This window comes from Shewanella sp. FeAMO (genome assembly GCF_053653955.1).
In genome coordinates this window covers 2,327,641-2,347,204 of record NZ_CM132201.1, presented here as the reverse complement: position 1 = coordinate 2,347,204, position 19,564 = coordinate 2,327,641, and the positions used below count along the sequence as shown (strand labels likewise).

Annotated in this window: 13 protein-coding genes; 5 read left to right on the top strand and 8 right to left on the bottom strand. The window is 54.6% G+C overall.

Annotated features, from left to right (window positions below; genetic code table 11):
- Positions 1–96: 96 nt before the first annotated feature.
- Together ACWAU4_RS10500 and ACWAU4_RS10495 are read left to right on the top strand one after the other, a co-directional pair.
- Positions 97–1,107, top strand: a complete 1,011-nt coding sequence (locus ACWAU4_RS10500) for a D-alanine--D-alanine ligase (protein WP_025888065.1) — start codon at positions 97–99, stop codon at positions 1,105–1,107.
- Positions 1,108–1,229: 122 nt separating this feature from the next.
- On the top strand, positions 1,230–1,622 hold the full coding sequence (locus ACWAU4_RS10495; RefSeq protein WP_096141705.1) for a VOC family protein: 393 nt from the start codon (positions 1,230–1,232) through the stop codon (positions 1,620–1,622).
- A gap of 112 nt (positions 1,623–1,734) precedes the next feature.
- On the opposite strand, the gene ACWAU4_RS10490 is transcribed toward ACWAU4_RS10495, so the two are convergent.
- From ACWAU4_RS10490 to ACWAU4_RS10470, 5 genes are read right to left on the bottom strand one after another with little or no spacing between them, the layout of a single operon-like run.
- On the bottom strand, positions 1,735–2,322 hold the full coding sequence (locus ACWAU4_RS10490) for a cytochrome c3 family protein (protein WP_025009645.1): 588 nt from the start codon (positions 2,320–2,322) through the stop codon (positions 1,735–1,737).
- A gap of 8 nt (positions 2,323–2,330) precedes the next feature.
- Positions 2,331–2,807, bottom strand: coding sequence for a nitrate reductase cytochrome c-type subunit (locus tag ACWAU4_RS10485; protein WP_025888064.1), 477 nt, complete (start codon positions 2,805–2,807; stop codon positions 2,331–2,333).
- A gap of 13 nt (positions 2,808–2,820) precedes the next feature.
- On the bottom strand, positions 2,821–5,310 hold the full coding sequence (gene napA / locus ACWAU4_RS10480; protein ID WP_208126166.1) for a nitrate reductase catalytic subunit NapA: 2,490 nt from the start codon (positions 5,308–5,310) through the stop codon (positions 2,821–2,823).
- Positions 5,311–5,312: 2 nt separating this feature from the next.
- Complete coding sequence (locus tag ACWAU4_RS10475; RefSeq protein ID WP_025009644.1) at positions 5,313–5,570, bottom strand: chaperone NapD; 258 nt, start codon at positions 5,568–5,570, stop codon at positions 5,313–5,315.
- Positions 5,571–5,608: 38 nt separating this feature from the next.
- Entirely contained in the window at positions 5,609–5,770 is a 162-nt protein-coding gene (locus ACWAU4_RS10470) for a nitrate reductase (protein WP_025009643.1), read from the bottom strand.
- Positions 5,771–6,388: 618 nt separating this feature from the next.
- On the opposite strand from ACWAU4_RS10470, the gene ACWAU4_RS10465 reads away from it, so the two are divergent.
- Positions 6,389–7,702, top strand: coding sequence for an ammonia-forming cytochrome c nitrite reductase subunit c552 (locus ACWAU4_RS10465; RefSeq protein ID WP_243756874.1), 1,314 nt, complete (start codon positions 6,389–6,391; stop codon positions 7,700–7,702).
- Positions 7,703–7,914: 212 nt separating this feature from the next.
- Here the strand turns inward: ACWAU4_RS10465 and hrpA are convergent, their stop codons facing one another.
- From hrpA to ACWAU4_RS10450, 3 genes are all read right to left on the bottom strand, one after another.
- Positions 7,915–11,790 carry an ATP-dependent RNA helicase HrpA gene (gene hrpA / locus ACWAU4_RS10460; RefSeq protein ID WP_167716225.1) on the bottom strand — a complete coding sequence of 1,292 codons (3,876 nt, stop codon included), beginning with the start codon at positions 11,788–11,790 and terminating at the stop codon, positions 7,915–7,917.
- Between the two features lie 108 nt (positions 11,791–11,898).
- Positions 11,899–12,315, bottom strand: a complete 417-nt coding sequence (locus ACWAU4_RS10455; protein ID WP_071237621.1) for a CBS domain-containing protein — start codon at positions 12,313–12,315, stop codon at positions 11,899–11,901.
- Positions 12,316–12,410: 95 nt separating this feature from the next.
- On the bottom strand, positions 12,411–13,445 hold the full coding sequence (locus ACWAU4_RS10450) for an isoaspartyl peptidase/L-asparaginase family protein (RefSeq protein ID WP_071237610.1): 1,035 nt from the start codon (positions 13,443–13,445) through the stop codon (positions 12,411–12,413).
- A 184-nt stretch (positions 13,446–13,629) separates the two neighbouring features.
- Here ACWAU4_RS10450 and ACWAU4_RS10445 point away from each other — a divergent pair, with 184 nt between their 5' ends.
- Both ACWAU4_RS10445 and ACWAU4_RS10440 read left to right on the top strand, forming a co-directional pair.
- The gene (locus ACWAU4_RS10445; protein WP_037474016.1) at positions 13,630–15,429 is read left to right on the top strand and encodes an autotransporter assembly complex protein TamA; all 1,800 of its coding nucleotides are present in this window, start codon (positions 13,630–13,632) and stop codon (positions 15,427–15,429) included.
- Positions 15,426–19,424 carry a translocation/assembly module TamB domain-containing protein gene (locus ACWAU4_RS10440; RefSeq protein ID WP_167716220.1) on the top strand — a complete coding sequence of 1,333 codons (3,999 nt, stop codon included), beginning with the start codon at positions 15,426–15,428 and terminating at the stop codon, positions 19,422–19,424. Before ACWAU4_RS10445 ends, ACWAU4_RS10440 begins: the two co-directional genes overlap by 4 nt.
- Positions 19,425–19,564 lie beyond the last annotated feature (140 nt).

Genomic DNA, 19,564 nt, shown 5'->3' with positions numbered 1-19,564 from the left:
GAGAGCCTGCGTCAGCTGCCGTTATACTCAAGGCCTGTCTAAGCAGGCATAATATCGGCCAAGGTTATTTATCAGGCCGCTCAGTCAGGAGAATTCATGAGCAAAACCCATATCTTGTTACTCTGTGGCGGCGGGGCCGCCGAGCACAGTATCTCTTTGATGTCGGCTGACTATATCGAAAGTTGCCTGGCAAATATTCCCGACATGGAAGTGCTCAGGTTGGAGCTGGACGCCGACGGCCACTACCACACCAAGCAGGGCCAGGTTTGCGAGCTGACCAATCGCCGTGAAGTGCGCTTCGATGAGGCCGAGCCCAGCTGGCCGGTGGACTATGTGATCCCTTGCATTCACGGCTATCCGGGTGAGACCGGCGATATTCAGTCCTATTTCAATCTGATCAACCTGCCCTATTTCGGTTGCGGCTCCGAACCCAGCAGCAACTGCTTCAACAAGGTCACGGCCAAGATGTGGTTCAGTGCGCTCGATATCCCCAATACCCCTTATCTGTTTCTCAGTGAAGCAGGTGAAGCGGCCAACACCCGCTGCCGTGAGGCCTTGAATGAATGGGGCTCACTGTTTATCAAGGCGGCATCCCAAGGTTCATCCGTCGGCTGCTACCGGGTGGACAACGGCGATGATATCCCCTCGGTGCTGGAGCAGGCCTTCAGTTACTCCCCCTACGTGGTGGTGGAAAAGACCATCAAAGCCAGGGAGCTGGAAGTGGCCGTATATGAATACCAGGGTGAAGTGATTGCCACAGTGCCGGGTGAAATCATCTGCGCCAACAACACCTTTTACAGCTTCGATGAGAAGTATGATGCCAAGAGCAAGGCGGTGACCAAGGTCGAGGCCGAACTGAGCCAAGCGCAAATCGATACCATACGCGATTATGCCATTCGTGCCTTTAAGGGGATGAAGCTGTCCCACCTGTCGCGTATCGACTTCTTCCTTACCGATGAAGGCGAGATACTGCTCAACGAGATCAATACCTTCCCGGGCATGACGCCCATCTCCATGTTCCCCAAGATGCTCAGCAACAATGGCCATGATGTCAGCGAGTGGCTGGTGAGTAACATAAGACGCCAGCTGAGCGAACCGCTCAAGTAAAGCCCCCGTCCTGAGCCAAGCACCAACCAGACTGAAACAAACGCAAAACCACACCCGCCACTCGCGCGGGTGTTCTTTATCCTGCTAAGCTGAAAAAGGTGTGAAGGCATGCAGGAGAGCTTATGTTCAGTGCGATAGATATAGATCATCTGGTGTTGATCTGCAGCAGTCTGGAAACCAGCCAAGCATTCTATACCCAAGTACTGGGGGCTCATCCCGAGCGGCGGCTCGACTCCCCTTGCCTGCTGCAACTGAGATTCGGCAGTGCCCTTATCGATCTGGTGCCAAGAAGCGATCAACCTTTAGGTCTCAATATGGCGCACTTCTGCCTCAATATTGCCGCCAAGGATGAAGCCTCAGTGTTGCAACACCTTGAGCAACACGGCGTGCACCACGAAGGCTTTTCGGAAAAATATGGCGCCCGGGGATACAGCCGCTCTATCTATATTTACGATCCGGACGGCAATCAAGTGGAGCTTAAACTCCTGAGTCGGCAACAGCAGAGCTGCCAATAAGGCGTTGCTTAATCATGGATTTTTAATGGCGATTTAACAGATCAAAAAGCGCGCCGGGAAAGTTCGGCGCGCTTTTTCCATGAAGCAATAGGCTATGCCCAGAGCTTTGGGCTCAGAAGCCTTCCACTCCCTGCATATCCGGCAGGTGATGGGCTATCCCCTTGTGGCAGTCGATACAGGTCTTCTCACCGCTTGCCAGCGAGGTGGAGTGCATATTGGCCGCCCGCTGTGACTGACGGGTGAAGTCCATATACTGGAAGTTATGGCAGTTTCGACACTCCAGCGAGTCGTTGGCCTTGAGTCTGGCCCACTCATGCTCGGCCAGTTCGCGCCGCTTGGACTCGAACTTCTCCCGGGTATTGATGGTGCCGAACACCTTGCCCCACACCTCCTTGGAAGCCTGCATCTTACGGGCTATCTTGTCGGTCCAATTATGGGGAACGTGGCAGTCCGGACAGGTCGCCCGCACCCCGCTGCGGTTCGTGAAATGTATGGTGGTCTTCAGCTCCTGATAGACGTTGTTCTCCATCTCGTGGCAACCGATACAAAAGGCCTCCTGGTTAGTGGCTTCCAGGGCAGTGTTGAAACCACCCCAGAAGATGATCCCGGCAACAAAGCCTCCCAGGGTCAGAAAACCCAGACTGAAGTGAACACTGGGCCGGTTCAGCACCCGCCATATCTGTTTCAGTTTCTCAAACATAGCGACTCCTAATGGCTGGATGGGTTCTCAGCCCCGGACTTGAGCAAGTGATCCATATCGACAAAGTCATTCTCCACCATCAATCTGGCGTCCAGTTGCGGCACATGGCACTGGGTACAGAAATAACGTCTGGGTGACAGCTCGGCCAGGAAGTTATTGTCTCTGTCCATATAGTGAGTCACGCTCACCATAGGCGCCTGCGATTCGCCGGTGCGACTGCGGGCATGACAGGACATGCACTTGTTGACCTTAAGATCCAGCTGGTAGCCGTCTATCTTGTGCGGTATAACCGGCGGCTGCATCGGGTAGTTACGGGTCTGTTTGATATCCGTATTTCTCACCTTCTGCATCACAGGCGGTGTCGGCTGGCTATTGAGCGGCGCCTGACGCAAAGTCGCCACCTTATCTTCGGGAATGCCGGCAGCATTGACAGACAGCGCGGTCATCAGTGCAGCAAAGGCCAACAGGGTATGATTCGATTTCATCTTCTTATCCTCCTCAGGCCTTCATCACTTTCACGGCACACTTCTTGAAATCGGTCTGCTTGGACAGCGGATCCGTGGCATCAAGAGTTACCTTATTGATCAACTGACTGGCGTCGAACCAGGGGACAAACACCAAACCCACCGGCGGCTTGTTGCGGCCGCGGGTTTCCACTCGGGTCAGTATCTCGCCGCGGCGGGACACTACCTTGACCTCATCCCCTCGGCGCAGGCCGCGTTTTTTGGCATCATCCGGATGCATAAAGCACACGGCATCCGGGAAGGCGCGATAGAGCTCGGGTACCCTCTGGGTCATGGAGCCTGAGTGCCAATGTTCCAGCACCCGCCCGGTAGAGAGCCAGAGATCATATTCGGCATCCGGGGATTCTGCCGCCGGCTCGTATGGCAGCGCGAAGATAACCGCCTTGCCGTCTTTTTTACCGTAAAACTCAAAGCCCTTGCCGGGTTTAACGTAGGGATCCGAGCCCTCGCGGTAACGCCAGAGGGTTTCTTTGCCGTCAACCACAGGCCAGCGCAAACCATGGGCCTGGTGGTACATTTCAAAGGGAGCCAAGTCGTGACCATGACCACGGCCAAAGGTGGCGTATTCCTCAAAAAGCCCCTTTTGCACATAGAAACCAAAGTAATTGGCCTCGTCGTTCAGATAATTGCCGTCGCTTTCACTGAGAGGGAACTTATTGACATTGCCGTTCTGGTACAGCACTTCATACAAGGTCTTGCCCTTGTATTCAGGATTGGCCGCCAACACAGCCTCGGACCAGACTTCGTCTGTGGTAAAGCGCTTGGAGAACTCCAGTAACTGCCAGAGATCCGAGCGCGACTGTCCGGGCGCTGACACCAACTGATGCCAGAACTGGGTGCGGCGCTCGGCGTTACCATAGGCGCCCTCTTTCTCCACCCACATGGCGGTGGGTAGAATGAGATCCGCGGCCTGGGTGGTAACCGTTGGGTAAGCATCGGACACCACAATAAAGTTCTCCGGATTACGGTATCCGGGCAAGCCCTCTTCGTTGATGTTGGGGCCGGCCTGCATATTGTTATTCACCTGCACCCAGTAGCAGTTGAGATCGCCATCTTTCAGACGCCGGTTCTGCTCTACCGCGTGGTAGCCTGGCTTGGGCGGAATGATCCCGGAAGGGATTTTCCAGATGGTCTCGGCAATCTTGCGGTGCTCTGGATTATTCACCACCAGATCTGCCGGCAAGCGATGGGAGAAGGTGCCCACTTCCCGCGCAGTACCGCAGGCTGAAGGTTGACCTGTGAGTGAAAACGGACTGTTGCCCGGGGTGGCTATTTTGCCGGTCAGCAAATGGATATTGTAGATAAGGTTGTTACACCAAACCCCGCGGGTATGCTGGTTAAAGCCCATGGTCCAGAAGGAGGTCACCTTCACCTCGGGATCGGCGTAGAGTTTCGCCAGCTCCAGCAATTTATGTTCGGGTACGCCCGAGAGCTTGCTGACCTTCTCCAGGCTGTAATCGGCGACAAACGCCTTGAACTGATCGAAGTCCATCGGGGTGGATTCACCGGCGGTGGCCACGTTCTTGGCTTTTTGCTGCAACGGATGTGAGGGCCGCAGGCCATAGCCGATATCGGTTGTACCTCTGCGGAAGTTCACATGCTTGTTGACGAAGTCCCAATTAACCTTGTCATTACTGATGATGTAGTTGGCGACATAGTTGAGAATGGCCAGATCGGTTTGCGGCGTGAAGACAATCGGCAAGTCGGCCAAATCAAAGCTTCTGTGCTCGAAGGTGGACATCACAGAGACTTTTACATGGGGCGCGCTGAGGCGTCTGTCTGTGACCCGGCTCCAGAGGATTGGGTGCATCTCGGCCATGTTGGAGCCCCAAAGCACAAAGGCGTCGGCAGCTTCAATATCGTTGTAGCAGCCCATGGGCTCATCCATGCCAAAGGTACGCATAAAGCCGCCCACGGCCGAGGCCATACAGTGACGGGCGTTGGGATCGATATTGTTGGAACCGAAACCCGCCTTCATCAGCTTGGAAGCGGCATAACCTTCCCAAACCGTCCACTGACCTGAACCAAACATGCCCACCGCCGTCGGCCCTTTGGTCTTGATGGTGTGCTTCCACTTCTCGGCCATGATGTCAAAGGCCTGATCCCAACTGATAGGGGTAAATTCACCGTGCTTGTCGTATTTGCCGTCTGTCATCCGCAGCATGGGAGTCTGCAGCCTGTCATGGCCATACATGATCTTCGACAGGAAGTAGCCTTTAATGCAGTTTAGGCCGCGGTTGACCTCACTGTTGGCATCGCCATGGGTTGCCACGACCCGGCCTTCGCGGGTGGCCACCATCACAGAGCAGCCAGTACCGCAAAAGCGGCACGGCGCCTTGTTCCAATCTAGCTGGGTGTGTTCTGAACTGGTGATCAGGTTGCTGGCGGTGGCAGGTAAAGCCAATCCTGCGACCCCGGCTGCCGCCATGGCGGCATTGGCCTTCATGAATTCGCGTCTGTTCATTTTCATTGCTCTTCCTCTTCGAGCTGTTCACACTGGTGATACACCATAGCGGTGGAGATCACGCCCTTGAGGGCATTGATCTTGTCCATGGTGGCGAGGATCGCCTGTTCGGTCGGGCCTTCCAGCACCACAACCAGCTTGCTTTCATCGTTAACCGACAACTCGGCATTGCCGAATGACAGAATTTGCTGACGAACGCTGGCCATCTTGGGTGGCATCACCTGAAGGATCAGGCTGCTGACATGCAATTCCCTACTCATCTCGTTCCCCTGTTTTAAGGACTCTCGTTATGCTGGCGTTAACCGGCTCCCGGTGGACCGGTTAAAATTTGACTGAACCAGATGGCAAAGCCCAGACCGCTGACCAGTAAAACCGACAGCAGGGGTGCCAAAAAAACCGTCAGGAAGATAAATATCTTCAGCTCCAGACGTTTTTCATCAGTACTCGGTGTCTCGCTCATGGCTCCTCCCTAGGCGCTATGAAGATGGCTTGCTGCTGTGCTGTTCCAGGGCAACGGCCGCCAAGCCAGGCAGATTAAAGCCGCCTTTGAAATGCAACTTGTTTTTCGGTTTCAATCATAAAGGCAAAGTGTTAACAAACTGTATACCCCCAAGTTGGTAAACACCTGATGCCGTTGATCTGGATCATATAAATAGCCGGCAAAAGACGGATATCACAGCTTTCAACCGCCTCAATCGATTGTAATTTCGACATTTTCCGTTTTTAGCTATTCAGGCTTACATGAAATACAGCAAAGAAGTGGCTATTTCGCCAATAAATAGCGGTCAAAAAACAAACGAAATGAGCAAAATATCCATTAGGGAGTAGAGCCCAGCCAGGGCAGGCTTTAAAGGCATAGATCGGCAATCAAGGGCGAAACAGAATCCTGTTCTATGTCACAGAACTCAGTAAAAACAGTATCTTGCAGTTGCAGCAACTGGTTTGGAACCTTAGCATTATCATGCATTTTAGTTAAACCTTTTAATTTCAGGGCAGATTTCACACGCCTGATTGTACGTCGCCCAACCAAGGAGAGCCTTTAGTGAATCCCTTCCCCCACTCTGCTGCCACACTCCCCATTTTGCTCGGCCTGAGCCTGTCATTTTCTGTTGTTGCAGCAGACAAAACATCGAGCCTGCAATATCAGACCTGGGCCCAAACCGCCGAAGAACTGCAGCGGGAAGATATGCTTGAGAAAAACCCCGCCAGCGTCATCCTCTGGGCCGGCTCGGCTTATGCCAAGGAGTACCATAGCCCCAGAGGGCACCACTTTGCCGTCGCCGATGTCAGTCACAGTCTGCGCAGTGGTGTTAGCCCCAAGGCTGGTGAAACAGCCCTGTCGGCCAGCTGTTGGACCTGCAAGACGCCGGATGCGCCCAGGCTGATGAAAGAGCTGGGCGTCGAAGGCTTCTCGGCCAAGAGCTTTGCCGAGCTGGGTCCGGAAATCCAAAACCCTGTGTACTGCTCCGATTGCCATACCCAGGGCTCAGCTGAACTGACACTGCCAAGACCTCATGCCCAGGACGCCATGGCCAAAGTGCACAAACCCTTTGGTGAACAAAATCAGTCGATGCAGCAATCACAGGTTTGCGGCCAATGCCATGTCACTTATTACTTCCAGCCTGAGCGTCAGGACAAGGTCAATATCCCCTGGATCTTCGGCAACAGCGCCGATGAGATAGAAAAGTATTATGACGCCCGGCAGTTTTTCGAGTGGGTGCACCCGGTATCGAGAACGCCGCTGGTGAAGGCGCGCCATCCCGAGTTTGAACACTGGAATCGCAGCGCCCACGCCAAGGCTGGTATCAGTTGTGTCACCTGTCATATGACCCAGGAAACCAGCTCCGACGGCAAACCTTTCACCAACCACAAGATAACCAACCATCTGCCGGACTTTGAAGCGGCCAATTGCAGCAGTTGTCACCAGAGCCAACAGCAAATTACCCAGCTGATTGCCGACAACAAGGCGCTGCTGGAAGCCAAGGCGCAGCAGTTACAGGAACTGCTTATCAAGGCCCATTATGAAGCCGGCGCCGCCTGGAAGGCAGGAGCCCAATGGCAACAGATAGGCTATGCCATCATGGGGATACGCCATGCACAGTGGCGCTGGGACTTTGCCATGTCATCCCACGGTATTCACGCCCACAACGCCAAAGAGGGTGAAGCCCTGCTGAACAAGGGCTTAGAGCAGATCCGCGCTGCCAGAGAGATATTGAGCAAGCTGAATGCCGACCTTGGCGTAACCCGAGTCGATTATCCGGACTACAGTACCAAGGCCAAGGCGCAGGCCGCCATAGGCGTAGAGCTGGAAAAACTGACCGAGGAGAAGCAAGCCTTTATCGAGACCGAAGTTAAAAAACATTGGTCCAAGGCTGCAAACTTCGGCTATTGAGCGGCAAGGTGAACAATAGCCGGGATGAGAGCCAAGCCTTAATCAAAACATGCAATTTTGATTGGAAATAAGCGGCGTTCAACAATAGCCGCGGTGGGAAATATGGCCGTTTACCAGGCGGGCACCAGCAGGCACTGTATTGTTCTTGCTGTGCTCTGGGCCCGCCTGTTTTTTTATCGCGTCCACTTTAGGAGCCAGCTGCAGCTGTCCAGTTAAAACTGCTGCAACTGGTTAAGGATTCGCTTTTCCGATATCGGATAGGCAGTGCCCAGACTCTGGGCAAAACAGCTGACCCTGTACTCTTCCAGCATCCAGCGCACCTCGGCCAGCGCCTCCGGTACCGCCTGGCTGCGCGGCACCTTGGCAATCGCGGCCTTGAACTCTGTCTCGGCGTTGTGAATGCTGTGCAGGTGCAAACGGTCACGGTTGGGATCCACCGGCAGCTTGTCCAGGCGCAGCTCAATCGCCTTGAGATAGCGGATCAGATCGCCAAGACGCCGCCAACCGGAAGCTTCAACAAATCCCTTGAACACCAGGGCATCCAATTGGCTTTGAATATCACTCATGGCAAAAGCGATATCCAGGCTGATTTTGCCCTTGAGACGCTTACGGACCTTCTGGTGCAAGGTCAAAATCTGCTCCACCTTAAGGGCGATGGCCGCTGCGGTTTCATTGAGTTCGGCCCTGACAATCTCCTTGGCTTTGGCAAAGTCATCGGCGCTTCGGACATCCAACTGCTGCTCATCCAAAAGCTGCTGAATTGCCGCGGCAATAATGTCATCTATCAGTATCTGCACCTGGCCGAACGGATTGAAATACATCGCCAGTTTGGCCTTGTTGGGCAAGGCCTGCTGTAGATGTTTCACCGGCGATGGAATATTGATAAGCAGCAGCTTTCTCAGCCCTTGTCTGTGGTGGGAAAGCGCCTGCTGTTCGTCATCAAATAATTTGATGGAAACTGTATCGCCGGCATCCACCAAGGCGGGGAACGCCTTCACCTCATAGCTGCCTTTGCGGCTTTGATATTCTTTCGGCAGGTCGCCAAAGCTCCATTCGGTCAGGGCGTTTTGCTCTATGCCCTTGTCGGCAACCTTGCGTATCGCCTGGTTTACCTGCCCCTGCAATGATGCCTTGAGGCTGTCGAGATCCCGGCTCTGGGCCAAGAGCTTGCCCTTATCGTCTTCCACCTTGAAGTTCATCTTCAGATGGTCGGCAATGGCGTTGAGATCGAAATCCTCCGGATTGACACGGGTGCCACTCATTCTCAGCAGCTGTTTGCACAGGGAGGGCAACAAAGGCTGGGCAAAAGGTTCCATCGCCTGCACACAGGCGCGGGCATAATCCGGCGCCGGCACAAAATTGCGCCGCAGCGGTTTGGGCAAGGACTTGATCAGGGCAACACACTTCTCCTCCCTAAGCCCCGGTACCTGCCAGTCAAAATCGGTTTCATCCAACTGATTGAGCAGCGCCACCGGAATAAGCACAGAGACGCCGTCATCCTCGGCCGCCGGTTCAAAATGGTAACTCAGCTTGAGGCTGAGATTGCCCTGCTGCCAGCTGTCGGGGAAGTCCAATGCTGATACATGGGTGTCATCCCTTTGCATCAAGAGTTCGCGGCTGAAATTGAGCAGCTCAGGGGTCTCTCTCCTGGCCTGTTTCCACCAGGTGTTGAATTTGGGCTGGTTGTATATCCCTTGTGGAATGCGTTCATCGTAGAAGGCGAACAAGGCGTCTGTATCCACCAGAATGTCGCGCCGCCGCGACTTATGTTCGAGATCTTCCACCTCTTCGAGCAACGCCTGGTTGGCCTTGAAGAAGGCTTCATTGCAGCGCAGCTCACCCTCGGCCAGAGCCGAGCGAATAAAGATTTCCCGAGCCTTAACCGGCTCCAGCGGGCCAAACTGTACCCGGCGGCGGTTGACTATGGTGAGGCCATAGAGCACCTGATTTTCCAGGGCGATCACACTGCCCTGTTTGGCTTCGAAATGGGGCTCGTTGTGCTGCTTCTTGACCAGATGCGCCGCCAGAGACTCGAGCCATACAGGATCGATACGGGCGCAGGTACGGGCGAACAGGCGTGATGTTTCGGTAAGCTCGGCCGCCATAATCCACTTGGGGCCCTTCTTGGCCAGCGGCGAGCCGGGAAACACAAAGAAGCGCCGGTTGCGGGCCCCCAGATACTCGTTGTCTTTATCCTTGAAGCCGATATGGCTCAGCAGCCCCGAAAGCAGCGCCTGGTGCAGCGGCTCATATTCGGCGGCCTGACTGTTGAGGCGCCACTTGAGGTCGTGCACACTCTGACGCAGCTGGGCATAGAGATCCTGCCATTCGCGAATACGCAAATAGGCCAGATACTCGGCCTTCACCTGCTTGCGGAACTGACTCGATGACAGGCTCTTCTGTTGCTCTTTGAGGTACTGCCACAGATTGAGCCAGGCAACAAAGTCGGAGTCTTTGTCGGCAAAACGGCGATGGGCCTCATCGGCGGCCTGTTTCTTCTCATGTGGCCGCTCGCGGGGATCCTGAATCGATAACCCGGCGACAATCACCATCACCTCATGCAGACAACCCAGCTTATTGGCCTCAAGCACCATGCGGGCCAAGCGGGGATCGACCGGGATCTTCGCCAGATCGCGCCCGAGCGGGGTCAGTTTCAGCGCCCCTTTGTGCTTGCTCACCGCCTGCAACTCTTCGAGCAGCAAGAAACCGTCGCGGATATGGCGCGGATCCGGAGGCTGAATGAAGGGGAAGCCCTCAATGTCACCCAGGCCTATGGCCAACATCTGCAGGATCACGGATGCCAGGTTGGTACGCAGAATTTCAGGATCGGTAAACTCCGGCCGATTAATAAAGTCCTGTTCGTCATAGAGGCGAATACAGATCCCCGGCCCAACCCGGCCGCAACGTCCCTGGCGTTGATTGGCACTGGCCTGGGAGATGGGCTCAATCGGCAAACGCTGCACCTTGGTGCGATAGCTGTAGCGACTTATCCTGGCGGTACCCGGGTCGATAACATAGCGGATCCCGGGCACAGTCAGCGAGGTTTCGGCCACGTTGGTGGCCAATACAATGCGCCGCCCTGGATGCGACTTGAATACCTTGGACTGCTCGCCGTATGACAAACGGGCATAAAGCGGCAAGATCTCGGTATCGCGCAGGTTACGCTTTTTCAGCTGCTCGGCGGTATCGCGGATTTCGCGCTCGCCGTTCATGAAAATCAGAATGTCCCCCGGGCCTTCGCGACAGAGTTCATCGACGGCGGCAAAGATGCCGTCCATCAGATCCAAGTCGGCGTCGTCATCCTGCAACAGAGGGCGATAACGGGTTTCCACCGGATAGGTGCGGCCGGACACTTCCACCACGGGCGCATTGTCAAAATGCCTGGAAAAGCGCTCCACATCTATGGTGGCCGAGGTGATGATCAACTTGAGATCCGGGCGCTTTTGCAAAATTTGCTTCAGATAACCCAGAATAAAGTCGATGTTGAGACTGCGCTCATGGGCTTCGTCTATGATGAGGCAATCATACTGACTGAGCCATTTATCCGATGCCAGTTCTGCCAGCAGGATACCGTCTGTCATCAACTTGATATAGGAGTCCTGGGAAACCGCATCGGCGAAACGAACCTTAAAACCCACCGCCTGACCCAGCTCTGTCTTGAGTTCATCGGCAACCCGGCTGGCCACGCTGCGGGCCGCCAGCCGTCTGGGCTGAGTGTGGCCAATCAGACCACGGCTGCCAAGCCCTAAGTCGAGACAGATTTTGGGCAGCTGAGTGGTCTTGCCCGAGCCGGTCTCACCGGCCACTATCACCACCTGATGATTGATGATGGCCGAGGCGATTTCATCGCGCTTTTGTGACACCGGCAGCTCATCCGGATACTCGATGACAGGTCTGTCTGCCAGCCTTTGCTGCGCCCTTTCATAAGCCTGCAGCGCGGCTTCACTGAGCTCGGCGAGTTTTTGCTGTTTGGCTTCTGAGTCGGGGCTTTTTTTCAAGCGAAACAAGCTGCGGCGAATGCGCGTCGCATCGGCCTGAAAGCAGAGATCCAGATATTCGCGGGAGAGTGGGTGCAGCTTAGCGTTCAAAACCTGTGTCCATTGGGATCAAAAACGGCGATCCTAACAAGGATACGCCGTCTTGGGTATGCTTACTGACTGATAACGCCCAAATTTCAGTCAAATCAAGCGTTGTTGTCAGGCCGGAGTCAAATAACACTGCTGCATATAGATGTTCATGGCCTTGAGCACATTGGTACGGTTGATGGTTCCCACCACCCGGCCATCTTCCACCACTGGGTATATTTTCGGCTTCTGCCCCAGCATCTGCTCGGCCAGCTGCAATATGCTGTCATCCGGCCTGACCCAAAGAACATCGGCGCGCATACAGTCGCGCACCACGGCGGTCAGATCGCAGTGATAACTGCTCTTGAGCATGGCGGCCATACAGTCTTGCTGTGACAAAAAGCCCACCAGACTGCCGCCGGCATCCACCACGGGCGCCCCACCCTTATTGGCCTCAAGCAGTTTTTCCACCGCAGTGGCTATCGACATATCCGCCTTCAGCAACACAGGCTGACGGTCCATATGATCACGTATTTTTATCGAATCCATAGCTTTCCCCAAGTTCAAAACGGCTTCATTGTTCAGTGTAGCCAATATTTTGCCCTTGGGGTTCAAGGCAGCAGCGATTGCCTCAATCCAAAATTTTAGTTATCCCGCCAGATCATCACTTCCGCCGCTTGATTGCTCTTGCGCCAGGCACGGTACATACCTTCGGTGTTGAACGGTGTTGCCACATTGCCTCTTTGGTCAATGGCGATCACCCCGCCACTGCCGCCGGCTGAGATCAGCCGCTGATTGATCACTTCATCGGCGGCCTGCAAAATCGATTTTTGCTGATACTTGGCCCTGGCGCAGATATCGCCGGCCACATGGAAACGGATAAAGTACTCACCGTGGCCGGTCGCCGAAACGGCGCAGACACCGTTCTCGGCATAAGTGCCGGCACCTATTACAGGTGAATCACCGATGCGGCCATAACGTTTGGCTGTCATGCCGCCGGTCGAGGTCCCGGCTGCCAGGTTGCCCTGCTTATCCAATGCCACTGCGCCAACGGTACCGAACTTGTAATCAAGATCCAGAGGACTAAGACGCGCCTGAAAGTCTTTATTGGCTTCGGCGGCGTTGATTTTGGCCTTGGCATCGAGAAGCTGCTGATAGCGCGCTTCGCTGTCAAAGCGATTGCCGGGCACCAGCTCCATTCCCAACGTCAGGGCGAACTCCTCGGCGCCCGCCCCCGAGAGCATCACATGCTCTGACTTGTCCATCACGGCTCTGGCGAGATCGATTGGATGACGTATATGTTTAACCCCGGCCACTGCACCGGCATTCATGCTCTTGCCGTCCATAATGGAGGCATCCAGTTCATGAGCACCATCAAAGGTATACACTGCGCCGACTCCGGCATTAAACAAGGGACTGTCTTCCAGCACTCTGATGGCAGCCTGCACCGCCTCCATGCTGGCGCCGCCCTTATCCAGCACCTTATAACCGGCATTGACGGCTTCAGTCAGCTTGTCGCGGTAGGCTTTTTGCTGCTCTTCAGTCAAGGCCGCCTTGGAAATAGTGCCGGCGCCACCATGAATGGCAATCGCAAAAGGAGCCTCGGCCGCCCAGGCCGGCAGCAACCCAGGTAACAGGAGTCCCAGGCTCAGGGCAAGAGTTTTTATTTTTGTTTTCATTGTATTGCTTCCATATTAACGACTGCTGCCTTTGTAACCATTTTATGCCTGGATGGCAATCTGTTACTTGCCTGAGCCAAGATCAGAGGCGACAATAGCAGCAATGTTACGCTAAGCAAAAGTTCTGATTTCCTTGACCAAATACAGTCGCTTTCCCGCGTATATCCTGAGTTTTGCGTCGATCATGCTGGCAAGCCCCCAGGTAGTGGCCGCCGATGATCCTCTGCTTAATCTCCGCATTGAAGGGGTTTCGGGCGAGCTTGAGAAAAATATCCGCGCACACTTGGGCAACTTTCCGGAGTCCAAGGTGCAGCGCCGTGCCTATCTATTTAATGTCAGCGACAGCGTTGAGGCCGCGCTGGAATCCATGGGTTATTACCATGGCAAGCTGGAACAAGAGCTCAAGGAAAGCGAACAAGGGCCGTGGGAGCTCAAGCTCACTATCACTCCGGGAGAAGTTACCCGTCTGCAGTGGGTCGATATCCGCCTCGAAGGCGAAGTACTCAACGACCCCTGGATCAACCGCTGGCTCAGCCAGGTCAAGGTCAAACCCGGCGATCCCCTCAATCACGGCGATTATGAACAGATAAAGTCGCAGCTTATTTCGCTGGCGCTGGCCCGGGGCTATTTTGATGGCCATTATCAAAAATCAGAGATCCGCGTTAATCGCGATCTCAATCTGGCACAGTTCAACCTGTATTTTGACTCGGGCAAGCGTTATCAATTTGGCGAAGTGAGCTTTGAAGGCCACAGCCTGCAGCCGCAGTTGCTCGATGACTTGTTGCCATTCAAGCCCGGCGCGCCCTACAGTACCCGCAAGCTCACACGGCTCAATCAGGAGCTGCTGGATACCGGCTATTTTGCCAATATCAAGGTGTTGCCCCAAATCGACAAGTTGACAGAAGACAGCATCCCGGTACGGGTCGAGTTGACCCCAAGACCGGATCACTCCATTGAGCTGGGTCTGGGTGCCGACATCGGCTCCAGCACAGACAGCAGCCTGGATCCCAGGGTCCGGGTGACCTGGCGCACCCCGCAGATAAACAGTTACGGCCATTCCCAGGAAACCAGCATAGAGTGGTCGAGAGACAGACCTAAATTCCTCTCTACCTATACTATTCCCCTGACTCATCCTTTGGATGATCAGCTCAAGATCCGCGTCGGTCTGCTGAGGGACAAATACGGCGTAACTCAGGACTATGTTCCTGAGGACAGGGACTTTAGCAATACAGGTCAGTTGGAATCAACCAAGAAGCTTCTCGGGGTTGGCCGCAGCAAACGCCTGCATAACGGTTGGCTGCTGAGCTACTCGCTGGAAGCGATTCAGGAAAGCTACACCCAGTCGGATATTGATTATGATCCTGGATTTTTGCTGTTTGGTACCACGCTGTCCAAGACCATACGCGGCGATAACAGCCTGGATCCCAAGTCGGGTTTCCGGCAACTTTACAGTATTGAATATGCCGATCCTTCACTGGGTTCAGAGATCCGCCTGACTCGGATGCAGGCCAAATTCAAATGGATTGAGACGTTCTTTGAAAAGCACAGATTTGTTTCCCGTCTCGATCTCGGGGTCAACCTGGCGGCCGAAGGCGATCTGGCCTTGATCCCGCCGTCGCTGCGTTACTTCGCCGGTGGCGATCAGAGTATTCGTGGTTACAGCTATCAGGAACTTGGGCCTCACTTGGATTACACCAATGATCAGGGCGGCCTTTCACGGGAAGTGGTCGGTGGCCGCTATCTGGCGGTCGGTAGCCTGGAGTATCAATACTACCTGACCCCAAGCTGGCGGCTGGGTACCTTTGTCGACGCAGGTAACGCCTTTGATGTCAGTCAATTTGAACCTGTGGTTTCCGTGGGCGGTGGTATTCACTGGATATCCCCCATAGGCCCCATCAAACTGGATGTGGGCTTTGGCCTGCACGAATCCGATGCCGAAGACAGGCCCTGGCGTATTCACCTGACCATGGGGACAGAATTATGAGCCAAGCCCCAATGCCACAGAAACCCAACCCAAGCAGCAAGCAAGTGGCGAAAAAGACGCGCCCCCTGTGGCTCAAGTCCTTGAGGTGGTTCACCCGCACACTTTTGTATATCCCGCTCGGCTTGCTGGTGCTGTTGGCACTCTTGCTGGGCACGGCACCCGGGAGCCATTTAGCGGTATTTCTTGCCAGTGCTCTGGTGCCGGATCTTGAACTGGAATATGCTTCCGGCACCCTGAACCGGGAGCTGCAACTCAAACAGGTACACTGGCAGATGGACGGCATCAGTGTCGATGCAGATGCCGTTACCCTTGCCTGGCAGCCTGCCTGCCTTTTGCAAAAGCAGTTATGTGTCGACGCCCTGGTGTTGACAACGACCCGGGTCGACATAGACACCCAGGCCTTAGCCTCAGATTCAGCCTCTGAAGAAGAAGCGCCAAGCTCGGGAGAACTGGTACTGCCCTTTGGCATCAGCCTGAAGCGAGCAAGCCTCACGGATATTCAAGTGCGGGTCGATGAGATGCATTTTGATGCTGCGGCATTGAATACAGCAGCCAATTGGCAGGAAAGTGGTTTGCAGATCATCCAGCTTGAAAGTCGCGGACTCAGCGTGCTGATCCCTGAGGCTAATGCGGCAGAAGCGCAAGCGACAGACAAAAACAAATCAGCCGCAGTGGCCAAGCAACAAAAAGCGGCACCAAAGAGTGAGACTGATGAATGGGCGCTGGCGCAGATGCCAAACGTTGCCATGCCCTTCCCCATTTATTTAAAGCATGCCGAGCTAAAGGACTCACGCCTGCAGATCATGGGGCGGGATGACAGGTTTGAGGAACTGCGTCTCAGCGCCAGCTACATCGGCGCCGAGCTGCGAGTCAACGAGTTTTATGCCAAACACACAGATGCCAGTCTGTCGCTGGAAGGTGAACTGACTCTGGATAAACATTGGCCCATGGCACTGACGGTACAACTGGAGTTACAGCGTTTACCTGAACTACCGGGACTCGAGCAGCAACAGCTGGATCTCGCCCTCAAGGGAGATTTCAGCGACTTGCAACTCAAGGCCAAACTCAGTGGCGAGCAGAGCCTGGCACTCAATGCCAGCGTCAATCTCGCCAACCCGGAACTGCCCTATTCAGTGAACATCTCAGAAGGGGAACTGCATTGGCCCTTTGATCTGGCTCAGTACAGTGTCAGCGAACTGGCGTTGGAAAGCCGCGGCAGCCTCAAGCAACAGGCCGCCAGTGTGGTCGCTCAGATAAGCACTCCCTTCTACCCTGAGCTCAGCCTCAATACCCGCCTGGCGCATCAAGGCCAAAGGCTCAAGATTGAAGAGTTCAGCAGTGACAGTAGCGCCGGTAAACTTGTACTCCAGGGTACGCTGGATTACGCCGATGGCATCGCCTGGGATGCAAATCTTGCGCTTTCACACTTCAACAGCGGCGCGATAACCCTGCCTTCTACCGAAAAAGCTGCGAAGGAAAAAGACCCAAATAGCCAAGTTGCCCACAACAAGCGCAAGAGTGACAACGAGGCAGCAAGTGCACAAAGCCAAGCAGACGAGGGCAAATCTGAAGAAAGTCTGGCGGAAGATACGCCGGTGATCCCGTCCAGCGATATCAGCGGACAGCTGGCCAGCAGTGGTCGCTGGCAGGATAGCAAGTGGCGAGTGAGTCTGAAGCAGACCCAACTTCAGGGCTCATTGGACCGCCTACCCTTTGAACTGACAGGCGATCTGGATATAGATGATTCGCTTGAGCTCAGCAGCCAGGGATTATCGCTGCGGGCGCTCAATACCCGCCTGGACCTGTCAGGCAGCGCCAAAGAGCAATGGGCTCTCAGTGCCACGCTGGACGTGCCCGATTTCAATCTCTGGCATCCTGACGCTTTCGGTGCTTTGACGGCAGATATCCAGGTGGTGGGCGATGCCAAACACCCGCAGGTACAGCTCAAGGCCAATACCCAGAGCATCAGATTTGGCGATCTCAAACTCAGCGGCAGTCAACTCAAGGCGCTCTATGCACCGCTGGATCTGCATGAGTTTGCCCTGTCGCTGAAGACAGGTGAATTTGACGGCGCAGGTATTCATCTTGATGGCATCACTCTCAGAGCCAAAGGTAATGAACAGCAACAGAAACTGGGGCTGGAAACCGAGGGCGATCTGCAGCTGGATACTGCCATCCACAGCAAGCTGGATCTCGCCAAACAAAAGGCCAAGGTGGAACTCAGCAAATTCAACTTGGGATCCGTTCTGGGGCTGTGGCAGCTTGAACAAACAGTGTCACTGGACTGGGATCTCAAGCAGAACCGTGGTGAACTCAGTGGCTTTTGTTTGAGTCACCCATCCAGCAGACTCTGCCTGACCGATAATGTCAGCCTCAGTGACAAGGGTGAAGCCAAGTTGCATTATCAGGGGCAACCCGGGCAACTGCTCGCCAAGCTGTTACCCGAGCAGTTCAGCTGGCAGGGTGATGCCTTGATGGATGCCGCCATCGTCTGGAAACCCGGCGCGCGTCCGCAGGGTAAGCTCGACTTCCAGTTGGCTCCTGGGAAAGTCAGCCTTAAACGCAAACAGCAAGCCAGTGCCAGCGTCGACTATCAGGCGTTGAAACTCAACGCCACCCTGGATGATGATGCGCTGAGAAGCCATATTCTGTTCAATTCCGATGCCCTCGCCCGCTGGGAAAGCCAGCTGGATATCAAGGTCACTCCGGATCGCAGCCTCAGTGGTTACGTCAATATTGAAAAAATCAATCTACAACTGCTTGGCCAGTTCATGCCACAACTTGAAACCATTGAGGGTTTACTCGGCGCCAACCTGAAGTTGGATGGCAGCCTCAACAACCCAGAGCTCAGTGGTCAACTTAACCTACGCGATGGAGCCCTGGCCAGTACAGTCAACCCCACTAGACTGGAGCAGATATCACTGGATATGGCCTTTGCCGGCCAAACCGCCGAGCTCCAGGGCCAGTGGATGATGGGCAGCGGCCAGGCGAACCTCAGCGGTCAACTGCGTTGGCCTGAAGGACAATTCAGCGGTGATATCCAGCTCAAGGGACAAGAACTCGGTGTCATTCAACCACCACTGGCAATTGTCAATGTCAGCCCGGATATTCAACTGCATTTCAGCCCGGACGCGCTCGATATCAAGGGTGAGGTCAAGGTGCCCTCCGGCAATATCAAGGTGGTGCAACTGCCGGCCGGAGGGGTGAGCGTATCATCCGATGTGGTATTCAGCGACTCTATTTCCGAGCAGGAGGCCAAGGCATCCTCCATGGCCTTGAGCGCCGATCTGAATATTGATGTCGGTGATAAGCTGGCTATCGATGGTATGGGTCTCAAAGGGATGTTGGTGGGTACCTTACGGATGCAGCAATCGCCGCAGAAGCCGCCGCAACTCTTTGGTGATATCAAGGTAGTTAACGGCAGCTATAAATTCATGGGGCAGACGCTGAAAATTGCCACAGGTGCGGTGCAGTTTGTTGGGCCTATGCAGATCCCCAACCTCAATATCGAGGCTATTCGGGAGATCCGCGATGAAGATGTCACCGCCGGGGTACGTATTACAGGCACTCCCAACAAACCGATAGTGACCCTGTTTTCCAACCCCGCCAAGGAGCAGGCCGAAATCCTCTCCTATATTGTCCAGGGTAAAGGTTTTGGCTCCGGCAATGAGCAGAACAACTCACTGATGATGGGCGCAGCGCTGTCGCTGAGCTCCCAGGTCGATGGTGGCGCCATTTCCAGCCTGGGCGACACGGCGGCCGGCCTGGTAGAGATGTTTGGCTTCTCCAATGTGCAGTTGGATACCAATGATGATGGTAAAGTCGCCATCAGCGGCTATATTGGCAAAGATTTGATGATCAAATATGGTGTCGGTGTATTCAATCCGGGTTATGAAATGACGGTACGCTACTATCTGTTGTCGCAGCTCTACCTGGAAAGCGTATCCGGCACTCTGGGCCAGTCACTGGATATCTACTACAGCTTTGATCTTTAACTCATGGTAGCGGATGTCTGCCTTGCGGGCATCCGCTACTTATCCCATCCGGCCTGGACATAAAATGCGACTTAAAGCCTAATTAGCTGTCCCTGCAGCTCAAAATGCAGACATAAAAAAAGCGCCCTGAGGGCGCTTTT

Bases quoted from the DNA above. Each gene is read 5' to 3' on its own strand.
- napA (WP_208126166.1), bottom strand. From the start codon at position 5,310: ATGAACAGACGCGAATTCATGAAGGCCAATGCCGCCATGGCGGCAGCC.
- ACWAU4_RS10485 (WP_025888064.1), bottom strand. From the start codon at position 2,807: ATGAAATCGAATCATACCCTGTTGGCCTTTGCTGCACTGATGACCGCG.
- ACWAU4_RS10445 (WP_037474016.1), top strand. From the start codon at position 13,630: ATGCTGGCAAGCCCCCAGGTAGTGGCCGCCGATGATCCTCTGCTTAAT.
- ACWAU4_RS10495 (WP_096141705.1), top strand. From the start codon at position 1,230: ATGTTCAGTGCGATAGATATAGATCATCTGGTGTTGATCTGCAGCAGT.
- ACWAU4_RS10440 (WP_167716220.1), top strand. From the start codon at position 15,426: ATGAGCCAAGCCCCAATGCCACAGAAACCCAACCCAAGCAGCAAGCAA.
- ACWAU4_RS10450 (WP_071237610.1), bottom strand. From the start codon at position 13,445: ATGAAAACAAAAATAAAAACTCTTGCCCTGAGCCTGGGACTCCTGTTA.
- ACWAU4_RS10470 (WP_025009643.1), bottom strand. From the start codon at position 5,770: ATGAGCGAGACACCGAGTACTGATGAAAAACGTCTGGAGCTGAAGATA.
- ACWAU4_RS10475 (WP_025009644.1), bottom strand. From the start codon at position 5,570: ATGAGTAGGGAATTGCATGTCAGCAGCCTGATCCTTCAGGTGATGCCA.
- ACWAU4_RS10455 (WP_071237621.1), bottom strand. From the start codon at position 12,315: ATGGATTCGATAAAAATACGTGATCATATGGACCGTCAGCCTGTGTTG.
- ACWAU4_RS10500 (WP_025888065.1), top strand. From the start codon at position 97: ATGAGCAAAACCCATATCTTGTTACTCTGTGGCGGCGGGGCCGCCGAG.
- ACWAU4_RS10490 (WP_025009645.1), bottom strand. From the start codon at position 2,322: ATGTTTGAGAAACTGAAACAGATATGGCGGGTGCTGAACCGGCCCAGT.